The organism is Mycolicibacterium hippocampi, assembly GCF_010723735.1.
GTDB classification, from domain to species: Bacteria; Actinomycetota; Actinomycetes; order Mycobacteriales; family Mycobacteriaceae; genus Mycobacterium; species Mycobacterium hippocampi.
Window position 1 is genome coordinate 3814975 of record NZ_BLLB01000002.1, and the last position, 19427, is coordinate 3834401.

The following is a 19427-nucleotide window of genomic DNA, read 5'->3' on the forward strand; positions in this document are numbered from 1 at the left end:
GGAAAACCCGCACCCACTCTTTCTCGGCGAGCAGACACAAACTCGCACGAAATCCCGGAAGATTGTGCGAGTTTGCGTCTGCTCGCGGCTGTCAGGCCGCGACGGTCGCGGTCTCGGCGGCCGGTTCCAGCGCCAGCACGACGATCTCGGCGACGTCGGTCATCGGCTTCACCTCGAGCGCCTCCAGCACCTCGGCCGGCACGTCGTCGAGATCCGGCTCGTTGCGCTGCGGGATGAAAACGGTTGACAGTCCGGCACGTTGGGCGGCCAGCAGTTTCTGCTTCACCCCGCCGATCGGCAGCACCCGGCCGTTGAGTGTGACCTCGCCGGTCATCCCGACGTCGGCACGCACCTGACGCCCGGTGGCCATCGACACCAGCGCGGTCACCATCGTGACACCCGCCGAGGGACCGTCCTTGGGCACGGCACCAGCGGGGACGTGGACGTGGATCTTGCGGTCCAGGGCCTTGGGGTCGACACCGAGTTGTTCGGCGTGCGCGCGGACGTAGGACAGCGCGATCTGCGCCGACTCCTTCATCACGTCACCCAGCTGGCCGGTGAGCACAAGACCGGGGTCCCCTTCGGTCGACCCGGCCTCGATGTACAGCACGTCACCGCCCAGACCCGTCACCGCCAGACCGGTCGCCACCCCGGGCACCGCCGTACGCTCCTCGGAATCCGGGGTGAACCGCGGACGCCCCAGATAGCCGACAAGATCAGGCTCATCGATGGTCAACGGCGTCGGGTCGGCTGCCAGTTTTGTGGTGGCCTTCCGCAGCGCCTTGGCCAGCAGTCGCTCGAACTGCCGTACACCCGGTTCGCGGGTGTAGTCCGCGGCGATCTTGTGCAGTGCGGCCTCGGTGACCGTCACCTCCTCGGCGGTCAGCGCCGCGCGTTCAGCCTGCCGGGGCAACAGATAGTCACGAGCGATGGCGACCTTGTCGTCTTCGGTGTAGCCGTCGATCTGCACCAGCTCCATCCGGTCCAGAAGCGCCGACGGGATGTTCTCGATGACGTTGGCCGTCGCCAGGAACACCACATCGGACAGGTCCAGGTCGAGATCGAGGTAGTGGTCGCGGAAGGTGTGGTTCTGCGCCGGGTCCAGCACCTCCAGCAGCGCCGCACTCGGATCACCGCGGTAGTCGGAGCCGACCTTGTCGACCTCGTCGAGCAGCACCACCGGATTCATCGACCCCGCTTCGCCGATGGCGCGCACGATCCGGCCCGGGAGGGCACCGACGTAGGTGCGCCGGTGGCCACGGATCTCGGCCTCGTCGCGCACCCCGCCGAGGGCGACGCGGACGAATGTGCGGCCCAGTGCCCGGGCCACGGATTCACCCAGCGAGGTCTTGCCGACACCGGGGGGACCGGCGAGCACCATGACGGCGCCGGAACCACGGCCGCCGACCACGGACATGCCCCGCTGCGCGCGGCGGGCCCGCACGGCGAGGTACTCGACGATGCGGTCCTTGACGTCCTCGAGGCCGTGGTGATCGGCGTCGAGGATCTCCCGGGCCGACTTCAGGTCCGTCGAGTCCTCCGTCGTCGTGTTCCACGGCAGATCCAGGACCGTGTCCAGCCACGTGCGGATCCAACCGCCCTCGGGGCTCTGGTCGCTGGAGCGTTCCAGCTTCCCGACCTCCCGCAACGCGGCCTCGCGCACGTTGTCGGGAAGATCGGCGGATTCGATCCGCGACCGGTAGTCATCAGAGCCGTCGGGCTCGCCTTCACCCAGTTCCTTACGGATCGCCGCGAGCTGTTGACGCAGCAGGAACTCCTTCTGCTGCTTGTCCATGCCGGACCGGACGTCCTCGGCGATCTTGTCGTTGACCTCGACCTCGGCCAGATGCTCGCCGGTCCATTGGATGAGTGAGCTCAAGCGCTCCGCTGCGTCCTCGGTCTCCAGCAGTTGCCGCCGCTGGACGTCGCTGAGGTAGGACGCGTAGCCGGCGGTGTCGGCGAGCGCCGACGGATCGGTGATCTTGTTGACCACGTCGACGATCTGCCATGCCTCGCGGCGCTGCAGCATCGCGAGCAGCAGCTTCTTGTACTCCGCGGCCAACGCTCTTGTCTCGTCGGTGGCCTCCGCGTCGGCCACCTCCTCGACCGACACCCACAGTGCCGCACCGGGTCCGGTCGTCCCGGACCCGATGTGCGCGCGGTTCTCACCGCGCACGACCGCCGCCACCCCGCCGCCGGGTACGCGGCCGACCTGCACGATCGAGGCGATCACGCCGTAGGTGGGGTAGCGGTCGTCCAGGCGTGGCGCGATCAGCAGCTTGCCGCTCTCGCTGGCCTGCGCCGCGTCGACCGCGACGCGGGCGGCCTCGTCCAGCTCTATCGGCACCACCATTCCCGGCAGCACGATCGGCTCACTGATGAACAACACCGGCACTGATGTGGCTTCAGCCATGAATCCTCCAAACTTGAATCTGATGCGCTCAACCCTGGCGGTGGCTGGATTGTTCCCCGCCGGCGCTGACGCGACCACGTATCGCCGACAGCAGAAACGGTGGAATAGCCGGCCCCGTGGATGAGTTCGTCAGGTGATGTCCGAAAACTCAGCGACCGACGACCCGATTTCGCGAACTGTTGTGGCGATCACAGGAGCCAGCAGCGGAATCGGCGAGGCGACTGCTCGGCTGTTGGCGCAGCGGGGCGCACGCGTGGTGTTGGGGGCCCGCCGAACGGAGCGGTTGAACGAACTCGCCAACGAACTGCGAGTCGGAGGAACTCAGGTGTCCTCGGTCACCATCGATGTCACCCGCGCGGAGGATCTGCTGCGGTTGATCGACACCGCCGTGGACGAATACGGGCGGCTCGACGTGCTGGTCGCAAACGCCGGCATCACCGACATCGGCCCGCTCGGCGACGGTGGCATCGGTGCCTGGGACGCGATGATCGACGTCAACCTACGCGGGGTGCTGCACGGAATCGCCGCAGCCGCACCTGTATTTCGCAAGCAGGGGCGCGGCCACTTCGTCACAACCGTGTCGACGGCCGGTCTGAAGATCGTGCCCGATATGGGGGTGTACGCCGCGACAAAGAACGCTGTGCGCACCGTGATGGAGGCGCTGCGCCAGGAATCCACCGACGGTGTCATCCGCACCACGTCCATCTCACCGGGATTCGTTCGCACCGAACTGGACGCGGGGATCAGCGACCCGGCTCTGCGGACCCGGATCCGCTCCGAAATGGATGCTTTCGGGCTCGCGCCGGAGGCCGTCGCGCGTGCGATCGCCTTCGTCATCGAGCAACCGCACGACGTGGAGATCGGCGACCTGACCATCCGCCCGACCGCCCAGGGGTGACTCCACGCTTCCCCCGCGAAACCACCCGTCAGGGCGATGCCGCGAGGCGCAAAGGTCGGTAGATCTGTGCCATGCCCCCATGGCGCTTGCGCGACTTCCACGATGACGACCTCGACCAGGCCATCTCGGTCTGGGATCAGAGCCGGGAGCCTGCGGAGGCGTCCCCGGCCTTTCCGGTCTCGGAGGTGGTCTCCGCCGCGCGCGGCGGTCAACCGGCCGTGGTTGCGGTCGTCGACGACCAACTGGTCGGCATGGCGGTCGCCCAGGTCGGCGGCGAGCGAGCCTGGATCACGATGATCGCGCTGAGCAGTGGGTGGCGCGACCGCGGCATCGGCAGCGCCCTTCTCGCCGAGCTGGAGGTGCGGCTGCGCACTTTGGGCGTGCGGCGCATCAGCGCGATGTTGCCCGAAGACGCCACCGGTACCGCGGCGCTGCGCAACTGTGGATACACCGAGCGCACCGATCTGCGCTACTTCGACAGGGTCGATCACGTCGGGCCCGCCGACACCGGCCTGCTGAGCGCACTCGGCGGCCGGATCATGGGGCAGCGGTTGTGGGACGACATGGCCGGCATGGAGAACGAGAAGCGGATGATCGAGCGTCGCATCGTGCTGCCGCTGGCCCAACCCGATCTGGCCACGCGCTACGGGGTGTCACCGCCGAAGGCGGCCATCCTGTTCGGCCCGCCGGGCACCGGGAAGACCAGTTTCGCCAAAGCCGTTGCCGGAAGGCTCGGTTGGCCGTTCATCGAGATCTTCCCGTCGCGGCTGGCCGCACCCGACGTCACGATGCCCAACGCGCTGCGGGACATGTTCGCCGACCTCACGGAGCTCGAAGCCGCGGTGGTGTTCATCGACGAGGTCGAGGAGATCGCGGGCTCACGCTCCGGCATCCCCTCGGACCCGGCCCACGGCGTCACCAACGAACTCCTCAAACTCATCCCGACGTTCCGCCAGCACGACGAGCGGCTGTTGATCTGCGCGACGAACTCCGTGCGCTCGCTGGACTCGGCGTTCCTGCGGCCGGGACGCTTCGACTACGTCATCCCGGTCGGGCCCCCCGACGACGCCGCGCGCAAAGCGATCTGGAACCGCTACCTGGGTGCAGTCGCCGACGGTGTCGAGGTCGACAAGCTCGTCGAGGCCACCGCGATGTTCACGCCCGCCGACATCGAGTTCGCCGCGCGCAAGGGCGCACAGTGCGCGTTCGAACGCGAGATCGAGTTCCGCCGCGGCGAACCCCCTGGCACCGACGACTTCCTCGGCGCCATCGCCGAAACCAGGCCGACACTCACAGACGCGATGCTCGACGAGTTCAACGAGGACATCGCGATGCGCACCCGGCTCTGACGTCCCCGGAACAGCAGGAAGCCTGCCGCTCGGGGGAAACGGCAGGCTTCCTGGTTCGTGGGTTGCCGCTAGGCCACGTTCTGCGCCCCCAGCACCCGCTGGATATCGGGCTTCATCTGCTGCAGCTGCTGCCCCCAGTAGCCCCAGCTGTGCGTGCCCGCGTCCGGGAAGTTGAACACGCCGTTGGCGCCGCCCGCGGCGATGTAGTTGTCACGGAAGCTGATGTTGGTCCGCAACGTGAATCCCTCGAGGAACTGCGCCGCCATCAGGTTCTGGCCCGGGGTTCCGGAGTCCAGGTCCGACGGGGTGCCGGTTCCGCAGTACACCCAGATCCGGGTGTTGTTGGCCACCAACTGGTTGATGTTGACCATCGGATCGTTGCGCTTCCACGCCGGGTCCGAGGACGGGCCCCACATGCTCTCGGCGTTGTATCCGCCCGCGTCGTTCATCGCCAGCCCGATCAGCATCGGCCACCAGCCCTCGGACGGGTTCAAGAAGCCCGAAAGTGATGCGGCGTAGATGAACTTCTGCGGGTAGTAGATCGCGTAGTTCATCGACGCGCTACCGGCCATCGACAGACCGACAACGGCGTTGCCGTTCTGCGACACCCCGCGGTTGGCCTCCAACCAAGCCGGCAGTTCCTGGGTCAGGAAGGTCTCCCACTTGTAGGTGTAGTCCTGGCCGTTGCCCCGCGACGGCTGGTACCAGTCGGTGTAGAAGCTCGACTGGCCGCCAACCGGCATCACAGTGGACAGTCCGGACTGGTAATACCACTCGAACGCCGGGGTGTTGATGTCCCAGCCGTTGTAGTCGTCCTGGGCACGCAGACCGTCGAGCAGGTACACGGCGTGCGGACCGCCCCCCTGGAACTGAACGCGGATGTCGCGATTCATCGCGGGGGAGAACACATCCAGATACTCGACGGGAAGACCCGGCCGGGAGAACGCCCCCGCGGTCGCCGAACCACCGGCGAAGCCGATCAGCCCGGGCAGTGCTGCCGCCGTCATGGCAGCAGCGGCCACCCGGCGCACCCACTTACCTCGAAACTTCTCTGTCAACCTCATAGCGGCAGCCAACCCACCTTTCGTACAAGTCTTGCTCGCCTGGCAAAAACGCGGTCGCGTTGCAGAGGTAATGCAACACCGTCTTCACGGTCGGCCCGGCGTTCGACACCACAAAACGACGTCGCGGTTGGCTAACGATTACAACTCGGCACGGACTCGTTCCCACAGACGCGTCGTGTGACGAGAGTGAAAGCAGACTGCTGTTACGCTGCACCCGCCGGACAACAGACCGCACACCCGCTGCCTGGTGAGCGGCTTGGACACCAACTCGTGGCAAACAGTTGTTGAAGCGGGTTCGGGGTCCTGCAAGACTCGGGCACACGATGAGTGAGGACCCGTTCGACCTCGGCCGCTTCGTCGAGGCCCAAGACCGCGTGTACCCGACGGTGCTGACCGAACTGCGCGCCGGCGCCAAACGCAGTCACTGGATCTGGTTCGTGTTTCCTCAGATGCGCGGTCTGGGGCACAGCGCAACCGCGCACCGGTTCGGGATCTCGTCGGTGGCCGAGGCGGTGGCGTATCTCGAACACCCGGTTCTGGGGTCCCGGCTACGGGAGTGTGCCGGGCTGCTGCTTGCCGTCGAGGGCCGCACGGCCACCGAGATCCTCGGCCACCCAGACGATCTCAAGGTACGTTCGTCGATGACGTTGTTCGCCCGCGCGGGCCGAGACCCGGTGTTCCGTGCGGTCCTGGACACCTTCTACGACGGGCGTGAGGATCCCGATACCCTCGACTTGCTCGACTGAGAGGTCAGCGCGGCTCCAGGACCAGCCAGCCGTGCGGCGGGACGACGGCGTCGACGACGACCTCCGACGGCGGTGCACCCGACCCCGCGACCATCTCACCGGCGGCGAAGCCGAGGGAGGGCAGTGACAGCGGCATCGCCACGTCGTCGACGTTGAGGGCCACCACCAGCGTGTGGTCACCGTTGCGGGTGGCGTACACGTATCCGTGATTCGTCACGTGCAGCGGCGTGGTCCGCGCAGTGTGCAACCACGGGTGCCGCCGCCGCAGGCCGATGAGGTGCTGATGAGCACGGAACACCTGGATCCCGTGCTCGCCGACTCCTTCATGGGGGGAACCGAATTCAGGCCGCACGGCGTCGTCACCGCCGAACCGCTCCTCCTTGACGCCCCGGTAGGCGGACTCGTCACCGGCGTAGATGCTCGGGGTTCCTCCGGTGGTCAGCAACACCGCCAACGCGTGCTCGACGTGGTCGGGGTTGGTCAGCATGCTGGCGATCCGGGTGACGTCGTGGTTGCCGATGAAGGTCATCGGCACGAAGGTGTCCAGGAACTCGTTGTGGCGGGTCAACGTCCAGTCCAGCTCATGGAAGTTCGCGTCGTTGAGGCTGCTCCAGATCGACTTCCACAGTTCGTACTGCGTCACCGAGTCGAATCCGGCGTTGCGGACGTGGGCGCCGTAGTCACCGTGGATGACCTCCCCGACGAACCACGCCTCGGGGTACATCGCCCGGACCCGGGGCAGTACCTGCGCCCAGAAGCTGTCCGGGACCGCGTACGCGGCGTCGAGACGCCAGCCGTCGGCGCCGCGGCCGAGCCAGTGGCACATCACGTCGACGGTGTAGTCGATCACCTCGGCGTTCCGATGGTTCAGCGAGATCAGCCCGTCGTGACCCTCGAAGGTCTCGAAGCGGCCGTCGCGCAACCGGAACCATGACGTGTCCCCACCGGAGGCCGCATCGCGGTATCGCGCAAAGTCGGTGCCCACGTGGTTGAAGACTCCGTCGAGCAGCACCCGCAGCCCCCGTTGATGGGCTTCGGCGATCAGGTGGTCGAAGTCGGAGTCGTCGCCCAGCCGGGGGTCGATGCGGTAGTGGTCTGTGGTGTCGTAGCCGTGGGTGCGGGAGGCGAACACCGGCCCCAGCGCCAGACCTGATGCCCCGAGTTCGACTGCGTAGTCGAGCCAGTCGACGATCCTGAGGACACGGTGTTCGTCCGGAGTGGGCGCCGGGTCGGCTGGATGGGCGCCTACGAAGCCCAGCGGATACATCTGCCACCAGATGACGTGTTCGACCCACTCCGGTTCGGTCACATGCGCCCCGCTCACTTGGAACCCGGGTCGGCACAGCATCCGCCGCCGTCGGCCGGCTCCAGCCGGCAGGCGCACGAGGCCAGTACCGGCACGTCGGCGCGCGCCCGCGCGAGCTCGAGTTGCCGGCCGATGATCACCGCCTCGGCGTCACGGCCCAGCCGCGTCAGGCACTCGTGATACCCGTGCAGGCTCCACACGTTCCCCGGATGCTGGCACGGCCTGCTCAGCGTCGGGTCCAGCCCCAGGTCGGCGGCGTACACCTGCGCCGCCAGCTCCGCGTGACCTTGCTCGAGCAGCAGCGCACCGTACGCATGCCTGGTGGGCTGCATCCACCCCCACGGTTCGTCGTAGGGCAGCGAGTCGTCAAGTTCGACCGCCCGCCGCAGATGAGCGAACGCGTCATCGAATTGACCTGCCCGGTAGTCGATCTCACCGTCGAGCATCGCGGCAGCGACTGCCAGGATGTCCCGGCTGGTGTTGTTGAACAGATAGCGGCTCTCCGGAATCGTTTCGTACACCGCGGCGAACGACTCCCGCTCAGCGCGCGCCTGCTCGAGCTGCCCAGTCGCGGCGTATGCCACTCCCCGCCCGTAATGGACGGTGGCTGCGGTTGTGCAGTACAGGGCCTGGTCACGGGGAACCGGTGTGTCGATCAGGTCAGCCCACCGGCCGAACCGGACCAGCACGTGGATCCGCAACGGCACGAACGCTTCCAGCCAATCGGCCATCGGGGGCGATTCGATGGTGAGCAGTTCGGGAGTGAGCTGAGCGGCGAGCTGCTCGGCGGCCTGCAGCGCGATCGCCGAGTTGCCTTCGAACATGGCCGAATACACGATGAAGTGCAGATTGTGCGCCCGATACAGCGAGTAGAAATTCAGCGCGCCTTCCCGCTCGACGAAGCGCTGATCCGCCTGTACCGCAGCGAGATTCGCCGCCACCGAGTCCCGGTAATTGCCGCACAGCACGTCGATGTGGCTCGGCATGTGCCGCAGATGTCCGGCGTCGGGCACCAGGTCGCGCAACAGGTCAGCCGCGGGGAGCGCCTCCTGCGGCACCGTCGACATCTCCATCGTGTGCAGGTACAGATGCAAGATCCCGGGGTGTTCGCGGCCGGCCGGGGTCGCCAGCGCGTCATCGAGGATCCGCTTGGCCTCCACGACCCGCGAACCGGGTGCGGGTTCGCCGGTGCGACTGTCCCACAGGGCCCATGCCGTGACGTTGACCAACGCGTCGGCCGCCAGTGCGGCCACGTCGATGTCGTCGGGATACGTCCCCTCCAGTGCCGACATCGCATCGGCGTAGCCGGTGTGACCGGCCTGCAGGGCCTCGGCGTCCAGGGGGTCGTCGGTGAGATAACGCGCGGTCAGCGCCTCGACGAGGCCGTGTTCGACGTCGCCGGCGCGGCCGGTTGCGGCCAGCGCCAGCTCCGTTCGAGCCCGCTGCAGCGATGTGGCCAGATCGACCGGGTCGAACGCCTCCCACGGCTTGTTGTAGTTGGGTCCGACGGCGTAGGCGATACCCCACCGCGCGATCGCCAGGTCGGGGTCGAGTTCCAACGCCCGGTCGAAGCAGCGAATCGCCTCGTCGTGGTTGAAGGCGTAGCACCAGATCATGCCGCGGTCGAACCAGACCTGCGCTGCGGCAGAGGGCGTCTCAATCGGCCGATGGTAAGAGCCGAGATCGTAGTAGTCCTCGAGTTCGCCGAGTGCACTCGGCGCGGCGTCCATAGAGGGCACCATAGTTCACCCTCGTCGCGGTGGCGAGGATCGCGAGCAGGCACCCCGCAGCCGCCCAGATGCCCAGCGTGAGCAGCGGGGTCGCGGCGCCGTGCCCGCCGAAATAGGAGATGCTGCGCAGCAGCGAGACACCCGAGCCCTGGGGCACCACCGCGGTGAACGTCGAGTAGAAGCCCGACAGCAAGGGACGACCGACCGGGCCCGCCGCCGCCGCATTGCCGACCACGACGAGGAACAGTCCCAGCAGCACCGAGGCCAGCACCCCGAACGCGGCCGCCACGCCGGTCACCGCACCGCCGACGGCCATCGCGTACAACCACAGCACTCCGAACACCTGCCATGTGTGGGTGGTGAGCGCACCGAGCACCGGCCCCACATAAACCGTCACCGAACCCGCCAGCACCGCCGAGAACGCGGCGAGCGACAACGTGCGCCGGCCGAGTGTCGCGGGGTTGCGCACCGGCCCCATCAGGCGCCCGAGTAGCGCCGCCCCCAGGGAGGCGCCGATCGAGATGAAGATGACCGCGTAGAACTCGACGGTGCCGGACGGATCACCCGCGGACGTGGGGGCCACGTCCTCGACGACGGCCGCCAGACCGGCGCGCTGGGCCGTCTGCTGTCCGACGGTCTCGGCCGCGAGCGCCACGCTGTGCCCGCCACCGCCTGCCACGTAGATCGTCATGGCGTGCTCGGAAGTGACGGCGAAGGCAGTGTCGGCCCGCCGCTCGTACACCTGCTGGCGCGCCGCGACTGGATCGCCGACGACGTTGAGCGACAGCTCGCTCCGGTGTCTGAGACCGTCGACGATCTGTTCCGGTGCCGACACCGCGACCGTCAGATGGTGCAGCGTGGGCTTGGCGAATGCGCCGGAGTAGCTGGCGACCATCGCGAGCACGAAAACGGTCAACCCGGCCAGCGCGAGTGCCACGGTGCGCACCGCGGAACGGTCGCGGATCGCCTGCGTCTCGGGGGTGTGGTGTCTACCCACGTCGTGGTCCCTTCTGAGTTTCTGAGATGCCGAGCAGCACATCGACGGTGTCCAGCGCCGCGGTCACGCGGGAGGACAGGTCGGTGGCCTCGGGTTCCTCCATCCATGACCGGAGAACCTCCATGAAGCCGCCGACCAGGAACCGGGTCACCGATTCGGGGGGCAGGGGACTGATGGTCGAAAGCACCGCCATGCCGTGCGCCGCGATCTCCTCACATGCCGGGAGCAGTGCGGCGCGGAACGCCGTGACGACCCGCTGGGTAACGGCGCTGGGAACCACGTTGCGGTACATCGCGCGGTGGTCTTCGGCGAAGCCGAACAGCTGCAGGATGCGCCCCCGGGCGTCGCGACCGTCGCATCCGGCCACGGCGGCAGTGAACGCGTGCGAGAACGCCGTCGCCACCGCATCGTCGCGGTCGCGGAAATGCCGATAGAACACCTGGCGGCTGACCTGTGCTCTGGCCACCAGATCGCCGACGGTGATCTCGTCGACGGGACGCTCGTGTGCCATCGCAAACGCCGCAGCCCGCAGGCGGCTACGGACACGTTCGGCGCGGGGATCGACGCTGAGGCCGCGATCCGGCATTCGGGAAGGCACTCACCGAGCGTAGAGCATTTCGTAGACACTTGACTACGAAATATCCGGTCATCTGAGCCACGCTCCGGCGACGTTGTGACCGCCGTCGCGCACCGACGGCCGGGTGTTCGACGGCGCTAGGCTGCTGTGTCGTGCAGCGGACGCGCCTCGACACCGCCCGGATTCGGGCCGCTCACCGGACGATCGACCCGGTTTTTCTGGACACTCCGTTCTACCGCTGCGCGGCACTCGAACCCAGCCTCGGATGCAGCGTCAGCATCAAGCTCGAGACGGCGAACCCGGTGCGCAGCTTCAAGGCTCGGGGCACCGAAGTGGTGGCGAGCCTGCTCGCCGACGGCGGTTCGCGAGCCGCGGTGTGCGCCAGCGCCGGAAACCTCGGCCAAGCCCTGGCGTGGTCCGGTCGCCGCCGGGGACTGGACGTCACCGTGGTGGCGCCGCGGGTGGCGCCGGCAGCCAAGCTCGACCGCATCCGCGCGCTGGGGGCGAGGTTGGAGTTGGTGGACGGTGACATCGAGGTGGCACGCGAGCGAGCGGTGACGCTGGCCCGCAGCGACGATATCCGGCTGGTCGAGGACAGCCTGGACATCGAGACGTGTGAAGGTGCAGCGACAATCGGGCTGGAACTGGTGGGCGCTGCGTCCTCGTTCGATGCCGTGCTGGTGGCACTCGGCGGCGGGGCCCTGGCCACCGGCGTGGGGCACGTGATGAAGTCCCTGGCACCCCACATCGAGGTGATCTGCGTCCAGCCGCTGGGCGCACCGGCGATGACACAGTCGTGGCGCCAACGTCGCGTCGTCACCACCGATTCGACCGACACCATCGCCGACGGAGTCGCCGGTCGGCACCCCATCCCGGCCGTCCTCGACGACCTCCTTCTGGTCGCCGACGACGCCGTGCTGGTCCGGGAAGCCTCGATCACCGCGGGCATGCGGTTACTCTTCGACCACGCCGGCCTCGTCACCGAGCCGTCGGCCGCACTCGGCATCGCGGCGATCCTCGAAGACCGTGAACGTTTCGCCGGCCGACACGTGGCGACCATCGTCTGCGGCAGCAACGTCGACCCGGGTACCTTTCACCGCTGGGTCACCGATGCGCCCTCCCAACGGCTTTGATCGCATTGGCCTGTGCGACTCAGTGGCCCGCCACCACCTCTGGTTCTTCCACGTCGACGGGATCGTCGGCGCCGGGCAGGAACGAGAACACGACACAGACGCTCCCGAAGAGCAGATAGCCGAGCGCGACCTGCGGGCTCGCCGCCCACGCCACCTCGGGGGCGTGGATGAGCCCGATGAAGGACAGCCCCGCACCCACCGCTGCCGCCCCGGCGGCATAACGGAACTTCTTGTCCAGGATGAAGGTGACCATGGTGCCCAGGATCAGGCCGACCAGCACGGCGCCCTCACCCAGCGTCTTCAATCCGTCGTAGACCACGCCAGCCCCGTTGAGCGCCTCGGAGGTCACCTCGGCCGCCGACGTGCCCGCCGCACTGAGCGCATTGTCGATCATCCCGCGACCCCACTCGGCGAGGTTGGGCAGCAGCGCGGCCACCACAGCCACGGCATGCAGTCGCGGCACTGCCTGAAAGGCCTGCGCGCCGATCAACAGACCTATGTAGAGCAGGATCGGCACGATGGCCGGAACCGGGAGCAGTGCGGCGAGTACTCCGAAAAGGCCGACGAAGCAGAGCATTCCGATGGCGGCACCACTGGCCAGTGAGTAGCTCGCGCGACCACCGGCATCTTTCCACCCGGGGTGCCCGATGTACACCGCGGGCGGGAACGGCGAACCGAACGCCGAACCGACCACGGCGCCCGCACCGTCGGCGAGCAGCACGCTGCGCAGGTTGTAGCTGTCGCCCGCCGCAGCGGCACTCTCGACGTTGCTCATCGCCTCGGTGAAGTTGTAGACGCCGAGTGGGATTGCCGTACCCAGCAGCGGTGCGAGGTCGGCAAGTCCGTTGAACAGCAGGTCGAAACGCAGGTCCGGGACACCGATGGCGATGTCGCTGACCGCCTGCCCGACATCGGGGGCCGACATGTAACCGCCTGCCCATCCGATCGCGGTCCCGACCAGCAGCGCCACCAACCCGATCGGAATCCCGCCGGGGATCCTCACGTTCGTGAAGAAACCGATCAGGATGATCGCCAGCACAGGCATGCCGATCCAGGCCACCTCCCACATCTGTGCGGCCGGTCGCATCGAGATGAAGGTGATGGAGATGCCCGCAAGCGTCCCCAGCATGGCCGCGCGGGGGGTCAGCTTGCGGATGTAGGGCCCGACGAACGCGCCGATCATCACGATCACACCGATCAGGAACGCCCACGCCAGGCCCGCCTGCCAGGCCTGGATCGGGTCGTCGGTGGCCAGGTACACCGGCAGCATGACCACGAAGACCACGATGAACATGTGTGGCACGCTCGGGCCGTACGGCAAGGCGGTCACGTCGGACCTGTTCTCTCGCTGCGCAAGTCGGCGCGCGAGGAAGGTGTAGTACAGGTTTCCGAGGATGAGGGCGACCCCGAGCGCGGGCAGTACGGTGCCCAGGACGTCGTCGGCGGGCACAGCGACCACCGCGATCATCAGCCCCGTGAGCGTCAGGACGTTGACCAGGATGTTGAAGCCGAGACCGAAGAACGCGTTGGTGTCGCCGCGGGTCCACCACGGGATGGAGACCGGTTTCGCGGTCGGAGGATCGGCGGGTGGGTTGGTGACTTCGGTGCTCATCTGATCCTCTTTCAGGCGGTCTTGGACGGTCTCAGGCGGGGATGGTGGTGAGATGGCGCAATGCCGCGATGACTTCCGGGGAGGCGGCCACCCAACCGAAGATGCCGCCCTGCGCTTTGATCATTTCCAGGGCTACCCGCTGGAATTCGGGGAAATACGAACCCACGCAGTCGGATACGACCAGACACTCGTAGCCCCGGTCGTTGGCCTCGCGGGTGGTGGTGTGTACACACACCTCGGTGGTGACGCCGGTGACGAGCAGCTGGGTGATTCCCGCCCCGGCGAGGACGTCCGACAACTCGGTGGCGTAGAACGCGCCCTTCCCGGGCTTGTCAATCACGATCTCGCCATCGATCGGGGCCAGCTCGTCGACGATATCGTGGCCGTATTCGCCGCGGATCAGGATGCGGCCGTACTTGCCTACGTCGCCGATGCGTTTCGACGGCGCTCCCCGATCGAGCTTGGCCGGCGGGCAGTCGGACAGGTCGGGCTGATGGCCTTCCCGGGTGTGGATGACCATGACGCCCGCGGCGCGGGCCGCCGCGAGGAGAGCCGCCAACGGCGGGACCACCTCGAGCAACCTGCCCACATCATTGCCGAGGCTTTCGCCGAATCCACCGGGCAACAGGAAGTCTCGCTGCATGTCGATCAGGATCAGCGCGGTCTTGCCGGCGACGATCGGGAACGGGGACGGCTCGGCGGCTACGTCGATCCTCGGTGTCACAGGTGCTCCTCTGCGGCAAGTGGGTTGACGGACAACGGTCGGGGTGCGGCCCGCGGGGCTCGTGGTTCGTCGAGGATCTGCGCGGCCAGCGCGAGCACGGTGTCGTCACTGAGCGCCGCGCCCAGGAGCATGGCGCTGTACGGACGCCCGTCGGCGGTCACGCCGAGAGGCACTGCGGCGCCCAACAGGTCGAGGAGGTTCCCGAAATGCGTGTAGTGCCCGAGCACGGTGTTGCAGTCGATGGGTGCGGCCAGGACCTCGTTTACGGTGAACGTGGTTCCGATCGTCGGCACCACCAGCACGTCGATGTGCTGCCAGAGCCGGCCGACCACCGCCTTGAGTTCCTGCAGCCGCTGCAGTGCGGCGAACGCATCGACCGCCGTGTATTCGTGCCCGCTCCGGAGGATCTCCCGGACCACCGGATGTATCGAATCCGGCTGCGCAGCCAGGAATTCAGCGAACTCGACGAGCCGCTCCGCGACCCAGGGGCCTTGGTACAGCAGGGAGCCGGCAGCCAGGAAGGGTTCCAGTGACACCTCGACGACCGCAGCCGTTCGTGAAAGGTTCCGACGGAACGCCAGGTGCGCGCGGCGCATCTCGTCGTCGCCGAAGAAGTCGAGTTCGGATTCGGGCGGCAGTCCCACTGTGATCGGCCCGCCGGGGAAGCGAGGGCCGCGATCGCGGGACCACGGATCGCGATCGTCGCGGCCGATCATGACGTCGAGCACCCGGTCGACGTCGTCGATCGAACCCGCCATGACACTGAGGCAGTCCAGCGACTTGCAGGCCGGGACCAGGCCGACCGTGCTGATCAAACCGCGTGACGGCTTGAAGCCCACGACTCCGTTGAGCGCGGCGGGCACCCGGCCCGATCCGGCGGTGTCGGTGGCGACCGCAAACGGCACCTGGCCCAGAGCCACTGCCAGCGCCGAGCCCGAACTCGACCCGCCGGAGATCAGCTCGCCGCCGTACACGCTGCGCGGGACGGTGTGGGGTGTGCGGGTTCCGTTCAGGCCCGTCGCGAACTGGTCGAGGCTCGTCTTGCCCACATACAGTGCGCCCGCATCGAGGAGCCTCTGCACCGCAGGGGCGGTGGCCGACGCGACATACGAATAGTCCGGGCACGCCAGCGTGGTGGGCACGCCCTGGACGTCGATGCTGTCCTTGACCCCGAACGGGACCCCGTACAGCGGCAGCGTCCGGGCCCCTGGCCGCTGCTCGATCGCTTCGGCTGTCGCGATCAGCTGATCGCGGGGCACAGTGGACAGCCAGGTGCCGTCATCGCCGCGCGCTGCAATGGCGTCGGCCACCCGAGCCGCCGTCTTCGCGGGCGAACCGGTGCCACCGGCGTGTGAGGCGAGTATCTCCGCGACGGAGGGCCCGATGGATGGTCCATGGACAGTGTCGGCCATAACTGTCGATTGTCGACAGAATGATGGCGATTTCGGGTCGCCCGTGTGTCGTTTGTGTTAGCGCTCCGACTCGAGACCGAGGTAGTGGAGGTGACCGTGGTGCAGAAGCGCCTGCACCACAACGGTGGGGTCGTTCATCTCCAGCGCGGACAGAATGGCCTTGTGCCGCTCGATTCCGTCGCCGGAATCGCGATGACGAGCTTCTTCGCGCAGGTTCTTGGCCATGGGGAGCTGCAGTTTCAGCAGGATCGGTTCCAGGGCGATGTCGAGCTGGCGGTTGGCGGCCAGCGCCACCACCGCTGCATGGAACTCCCGGTGTGCATCGTCGCGGTCCAGCGCGTCCTGCGCAGCATCCATCCGCTCGAGTGCGGCGCGGACCGGCTCGAGGGCGTGCTCGGGATCGGGGAGTGGCAACGCGGTTTCCACCGCGTGCTTCTCCAGCACATGACGAAGCCCGAACAACTGGATGATGTCGGTGGGCGACCATGCCGCGACCCGCGAGCCGCGACGAGGGAGGTGCTCGACCAGGCCCTGCTGCGCGAGCAGTCGCAACGCCTCACGCAGCGGCGCCCTGCTTATCCCGAAGTCGGCGCACAGTTGCTCCTCGACGATCTTGTCGCCGGGTGCGAGCTCGCCACTGAGGATCGCGTTGCGCAGTCGGTGGCCCGTCGCTTCGACAAGTGTGGCAGGCAACGCAACGCGCGACGGGTCATCATTCGGCGCGGCCATCGCTCCTATCGTAGGAACTAAAGCCCGGCGGCGCACCGACAGCGGCGACGGCGCGATACCGGGCAGCTCCGGTGCAAGGCCCGGGGGAGACATGCCGGCTGCAACATGTTCTAGTCGAGGGGTGCTGGACTACACACACGTCGAGAACCTCAGCGCGGCCGACGTCGAGCGGCTTCGGGCCGTCTACGAACCCCTGACCCGATCGGTGCGCGACCTCGTCGACGCCACCATCCGTACCGAGGTCGACGCCGACACGGTGGCAGCTACGGTCGCCGAGATCGACGACGCCACAGCACGATTGCGCGAGAAGCAGCGCGAACTGTCGTTCGGCATCCAGTTCGGCGCAGACGGTGACTCGATGCCGTGGGGCAACGCGGTGATCGGCATACGCAACCCGACCGCTCCGCCGCTGGCCATCCGGCGGATGACGGACGACCGCGGAGAGTGGGTCACCAGTGACTTCCACCTCGGCGCCGCATTCGAGGGGCCACCCGGGCACGTCCACGGTGGCGTCTCGGCGATGATCCTCGACCACGTGCTCGGTGACGCCGCGAGCACACCGGGCAGGCACCGTCTCACTGGCACCATCACGGTCCGCTACCGGCGGCTCACCCCACTGGGACGGATGCACGCCGAGGCCAGGGTGACGCACACCGAGGGCGCCAAGACCTACGTGGTGGGCCACCTCGCCGACGGCGACGGGGTGACGGTCGAAGCCGAAGGCGTTTTCATCGAGCCGAGGTGGGCCCGGGGCTGACCGCGATCATCAAAAGGTGGCGGGTGATGGTGCCGATCTCGGAGACCAGAACCCGCGCCGCGCCGTCCTCGGACCCTCGTCCCGACACGGCGTCACGCAACCGCTGATCGGCGGCCATCAACTCTTCGGTGTCCACGGTCCAGGGTGACGCCGGCGTCGGCGGATCACCGCACAACGACTCGACATACTCGTCGACGGCCCGCACGAACTCGCGACTCCAGGCCGTCGACGGGTTCCCGGGGAAGTTGGCCTCCAGCGTGGTGCATGAAGCCGTGACGACGTTCAGCGCGGTGCGATAGGACCGCAGCCAGTGTCGCAGTTCGCGTGACTCCATCCGGGTGACACCGGAGGCGGCCTCGAATGCCGCGCGTGCCCGAAACGCCCGCTGCCATGCCGAGGACAACGCGTCGTCGGGGTTGTCGAGCTCATGCACATAGGCCTTGATCACCGTTGCGGCATAGTCGATCTCGGTCTTGAGCAGCTCCCCTGCCCGCTGCCCCAGCCTGGCCAGGGCATGGTCGGGCAGCAACACGTGGGCGAGTACGGCGATGGCACCGCCGACCAGCGTGGCGGTCAACAACTCACCGACGGTGGCGGGTTCGGCGGCGCGGTCGATGTTGATCAGGAAGACGACGGCGGCGGCCAGCGCCGCCGAGAGCGCCAGGTACCCGAACGCCGCCGCGGCATAGGACAGCGCGAGGAAAACGACCGCAAGCACCGCCGAGACCACAGCACCCGGGTCGAGCAGGAACAACACCGTCGACGCAACGACAACGCCGGCGGCGGTACCGGCCACCCTGCCGACGCAGCGGGTGTACGTGTGTGCCGTCTCGGGCCGCAGCACCAGCAACACCGTGAGGGGCACCCAGTAGCCGTAGGGGACGTCCGCGTAGCGCTCCAGCCCGCCGCCGACCGCCACGGCCACGCCGAGCCGCACCGAGTGCCGGAACACCGGCGAGTACCGATCGAGGTGCGAGCGTATGTGGACCACGGCTGCGCGCACCGAGGTCCTCAGCTCGGGCCGCCGCAGCCGCACCCCTTCCGAAGACGACGGCACGAAATCACCCAGCCGCATCGCCAGGGCGTCGTGCAGTTGCGTGGACAGTCGCCCCACCTCGGCCGCTTCGGCGCCGGCCAGTTCGTCGGCGGCGCTGTCCAGACGGCGCATGGCATCGTCGGCGGCGGCTCGGGCCGACCGGCCGGTCTCGGCTATCGCATCCAGCGCGTCAGCAGCCGCGGCGAACACCTCAGCTCGGGTTTCCCGGGCGTGCAGTCCGGTCAAGGTGGTGGCGATCCGCTCGGGCAGCCCGTACCAGTCGCGGTGCTCACCCGGGCGTCGTCCCGCCTCACCGTCGGCCTGGGTGAAGGCCGCCCGCAATGTGGTGAGGGGGTCTGTATCCACCCCGGCAATGTCGACGGAGCACCCGTCGGCCAACCTCCTCGCATCCGCGGCCAGGGACCGGTAGGCATCGGTGAGCGCCTCGCGCTGCACCCGCCAGCGGCGCTGCGGCCAGACCGCGAAGAGTGCCGCCTGCAGCAGGCCTGCGGCCGCCACCACAGCCGCGGCACCCACCGTCGACGACAGTGTCGGCGAGACCGGAGGAGCGATGACCATCAGCGCACCCGACACAGCCGCGATCAGGCCGGCGTGGGCGCCCAGTGCCCACAGCATCGCCGCGCCGAAGCACCACAGCGCGATCACGGCCACGAACAGCGCCGAGTACGCCGACGTCAGGCCACCCAACAACACGGCGACGGCCATCAGCAGCGAGACTGCGACGACACGGGCGATTCGTCCCCGTGGACTGTCCTGCAGGGCGGTGACGCCGGCGATCGCCGCCGCACCGGCAGCGGCGGTGCCCGAGCCCACCGGACCCCAGTTCCACGCGACGAGGGCCACCGCCAGGACTCCGACGAGGCTGCGCAACACCGCAGCGAGGTCCGGCACCACAGGCAGCGTCAGGACCTTCAGCATCTGTC

General features: G+C 67.9%; 16 protein-coding genes. 5 read left to right on the top strand and 11 right to left on the bottom strand.

Features of this window, described 5'->3' with window-relative positions; translation table 11 throughout:
- Window positions 1-91 precede the first annotated feature (91 nt).
- On the bottom strand, window positions 92-2413 hold the full coding sequence (lon, locus tag G6N53_RS19345; protein WP_163891067.1) for an endopeptidase La: 2322 nt from the start codon (window positions 2411-2413) through the stop codon (window positions 92-94).
- 136 nt (window positions 2414-2549) lie between these two features.
- Here lon and G6N53_RS19350 point away from each other — a divergent pair, with 136 nt between their 5' ends.
- Window positions 2550-3311, top strand: a complete 762-nt coding sequence (locus G6N53_RS19350) for an SDR family oxidoreductase (protein ID WP_163891069.1) — start codon at window positions 2550-2552, stop codon at window positions 3309-3311.
- Between the two features lie 71 nt (window positions 3312-3382).
- A complete protein-coding gene (locus G6N53_RS19355) occupies window positions 3383-4660 on the top strand; it encodes an ATP-binding protein (RefSeq protein ID WP_163891071.1) in 1278 nt (425 codons plus the stop codon).
- Window positions 4661-4728: 68 nt separating this feature from the next.
- Here the strand turns inward: G6N53_RS19355 and G6N53_RS19360 are convergent, their stop codons facing one another.
- Window positions 4729-5724, bottom strand: a complete 996-nt coding sequence (locus G6N53_RS19360) for an esterase family protein (RefSeq protein WP_163891073.1) — start codon at window positions 5722-5724, stop codon at window positions 4729-4731.
- Window positions 5725-6047: 323 nt separating this feature from the next.
- On the opposite strand from G6N53_RS19360, the gene G6N53_RS19365 reads away from it, so the two are divergent.
- On the top strand, window positions 6048-6470 hold the full coding sequence (locus tag G6N53_RS19365; protein ID WP_163891075.1) for a DUF1810 domain-containing protein: 423 nt from the start codon (window positions 6048-6050) through the stop codon (window positions 6468-6470).
- A 4-nt stretch (window positions 6471-6474) separates the two neighbouring features.
- Here the strand turns inward: G6N53_RS19365 and G6N53_RS19370 are convergent, their stop codons facing one another.
- Genes G6N53_RS19370 through G6N53_RS19385 form a run of 4 tightly spaced genes read right to left on the bottom strand, consistent with a single transcriptional unit; the run spans window position 6475 to window position 11089 of the window.
- Entirely contained in the window at window positions 6475-7779 is a 1305-nt protein-coding gene (locus G6N53_RS19370) for an alpha-amylase family protein (protein ID WP_163891077.1), read from the bottom strand.
- 11 nt (window positions 7780-7790) lie between these two features.
- On the bottom strand, window positions 7791-9506 hold the full coding sequence (locus tag G6N53_RS19375) for a tetratricopeptide repeat protein (RefSeq protein WP_163891079.1): 1716 nt from the start codon (window positions 9504-9506) through the stop codon (window positions 7791-7793).
- Window positions 9433-10503 (bottom strand): hypothetical protein, encoded by a 1071-nt coding sequence (locus tag G6N53_RS19380; RefSeq protein WP_163891082.1) that lies wholly within the window; start codon window positions 10501-10503, stop codon window positions 9433-9435. The genes G6N53_RS19375 and G6N53_RS19380 overlap by 74 nt, the downstream gene beginning before the upstream one ends.
- On the bottom strand, window positions 10496-11089 hold the full coding sequence (locus tag G6N53_RS19385; protein WP_163896099.1) for a TetR/AcrR family transcriptional regulator: 594 nt from the start codon (window positions 11087-11089) through the stop codon (window positions 10496-10498). The genes G6N53_RS19380 and G6N53_RS19385 overlap by 8 nt, the downstream gene beginning before the upstream one ends.
- A 143-nt stretch (window positions 11090-11232) precedes the next feature.
- On the opposite strand from G6N53_RS19385, the gene G6N53_RS19390 reads away from it, so the two are divergent.
- Entirely contained in the window at window positions 11233-12213 is a 981-nt protein-coding gene (locus G6N53_RS19390) for a threonine ammonia-lyase (protein WP_163891083.1), read from the top strand.
- Window positions 12214-12232: 19 nt separating this feature from the next.
- On the opposite strand, the gene G6N53_RS19395 is transcribed toward G6N53_RS19390, so the two are convergent.
- Genes G6N53_RS19395 through G6N53_RS19410 form a run of 4 tightly spaced genes read right to left on the bottom strand, consistent with a single transcriptional unit; the run spans window position 12233 to window position 16690 of the window.
- Window positions 12233-13825: a SulP family inorganic anion transporter gene (locus G6N53_RS19395; protein ID WP_163891085.1), complete on the bottom strand. Its 1593-nt coding sequence runs from the start codon at window positions 13823-13825 to the stop codon at window positions 12233-12235.
- 31 nt (window positions 13826-13856) lie between these two features.
- Window positions 13857-14549, bottom strand: coding sequence for a cysteine hydrolase family protein (locus G6N53_RS19400; protein WP_163891087.1), 693 nt, complete (start codon window positions 14547-14549; stop codon window positions 13857-13859).
- Window positions 14546-15961, bottom strand: a complete 1416-nt coding sequence (locus G6N53_RS19405) for an allophanate hydrolase (RefSeq protein WP_163891088.1) — start codon at window positions 15959-15961, stop codon at window positions 14546-14548. The genes G6N53_RS19400 and G6N53_RS19405 overlap by 4 nt, the downstream gene beginning before the upstream one ends.
- Before the next feature lie 57 nt (window positions 15962-16018).
- The gene (locus G6N53_RS19410; protein WP_163891090.1) at window positions 16019-16690 is read right to left on the bottom strand and encodes a GntR family transcriptional regulator; all 672 of its coding nucleotides are present in this window, start codon (window positions 16688-16690) and stop codon (window positions 16019-16021) included.
- A gap of 121 nt (window positions 16691-16811) precedes the next feature.
- Here G6N53_RS19410 and G6N53_RS19415 point away from each other — a divergent pair, with 121 nt between their 5' ends.
- Window positions 16812-17447 carry a PaaI family thioesterase gene (locus G6N53_RS19415; protein ID WP_163891092.1) on the top strand — a complete coding sequence of 212 codons (636 nt, stop codon included), beginning with the start codon at window positions 16812-16814 and terminating at the stop codon, window positions 17445-17447.
- Here G6N53_RS19415 and G6N53_RS19420 read toward each other — a convergent pair.
- Window positions 17419-19422 (bottom strand): FUSC family protein, encoded by a 2004-nt coding sequence (locus G6N53_RS19420; RefSeq protein WP_205390416.1) that lies wholly within the window; start codon window positions 19420-19422, stop codon window positions 17419-17421. The genes G6N53_RS19415 and G6N53_RS19420 overlap by 29 nt on opposite strands.
- Window positions 19423-19427 lie beyond the last annotated feature (5 nt).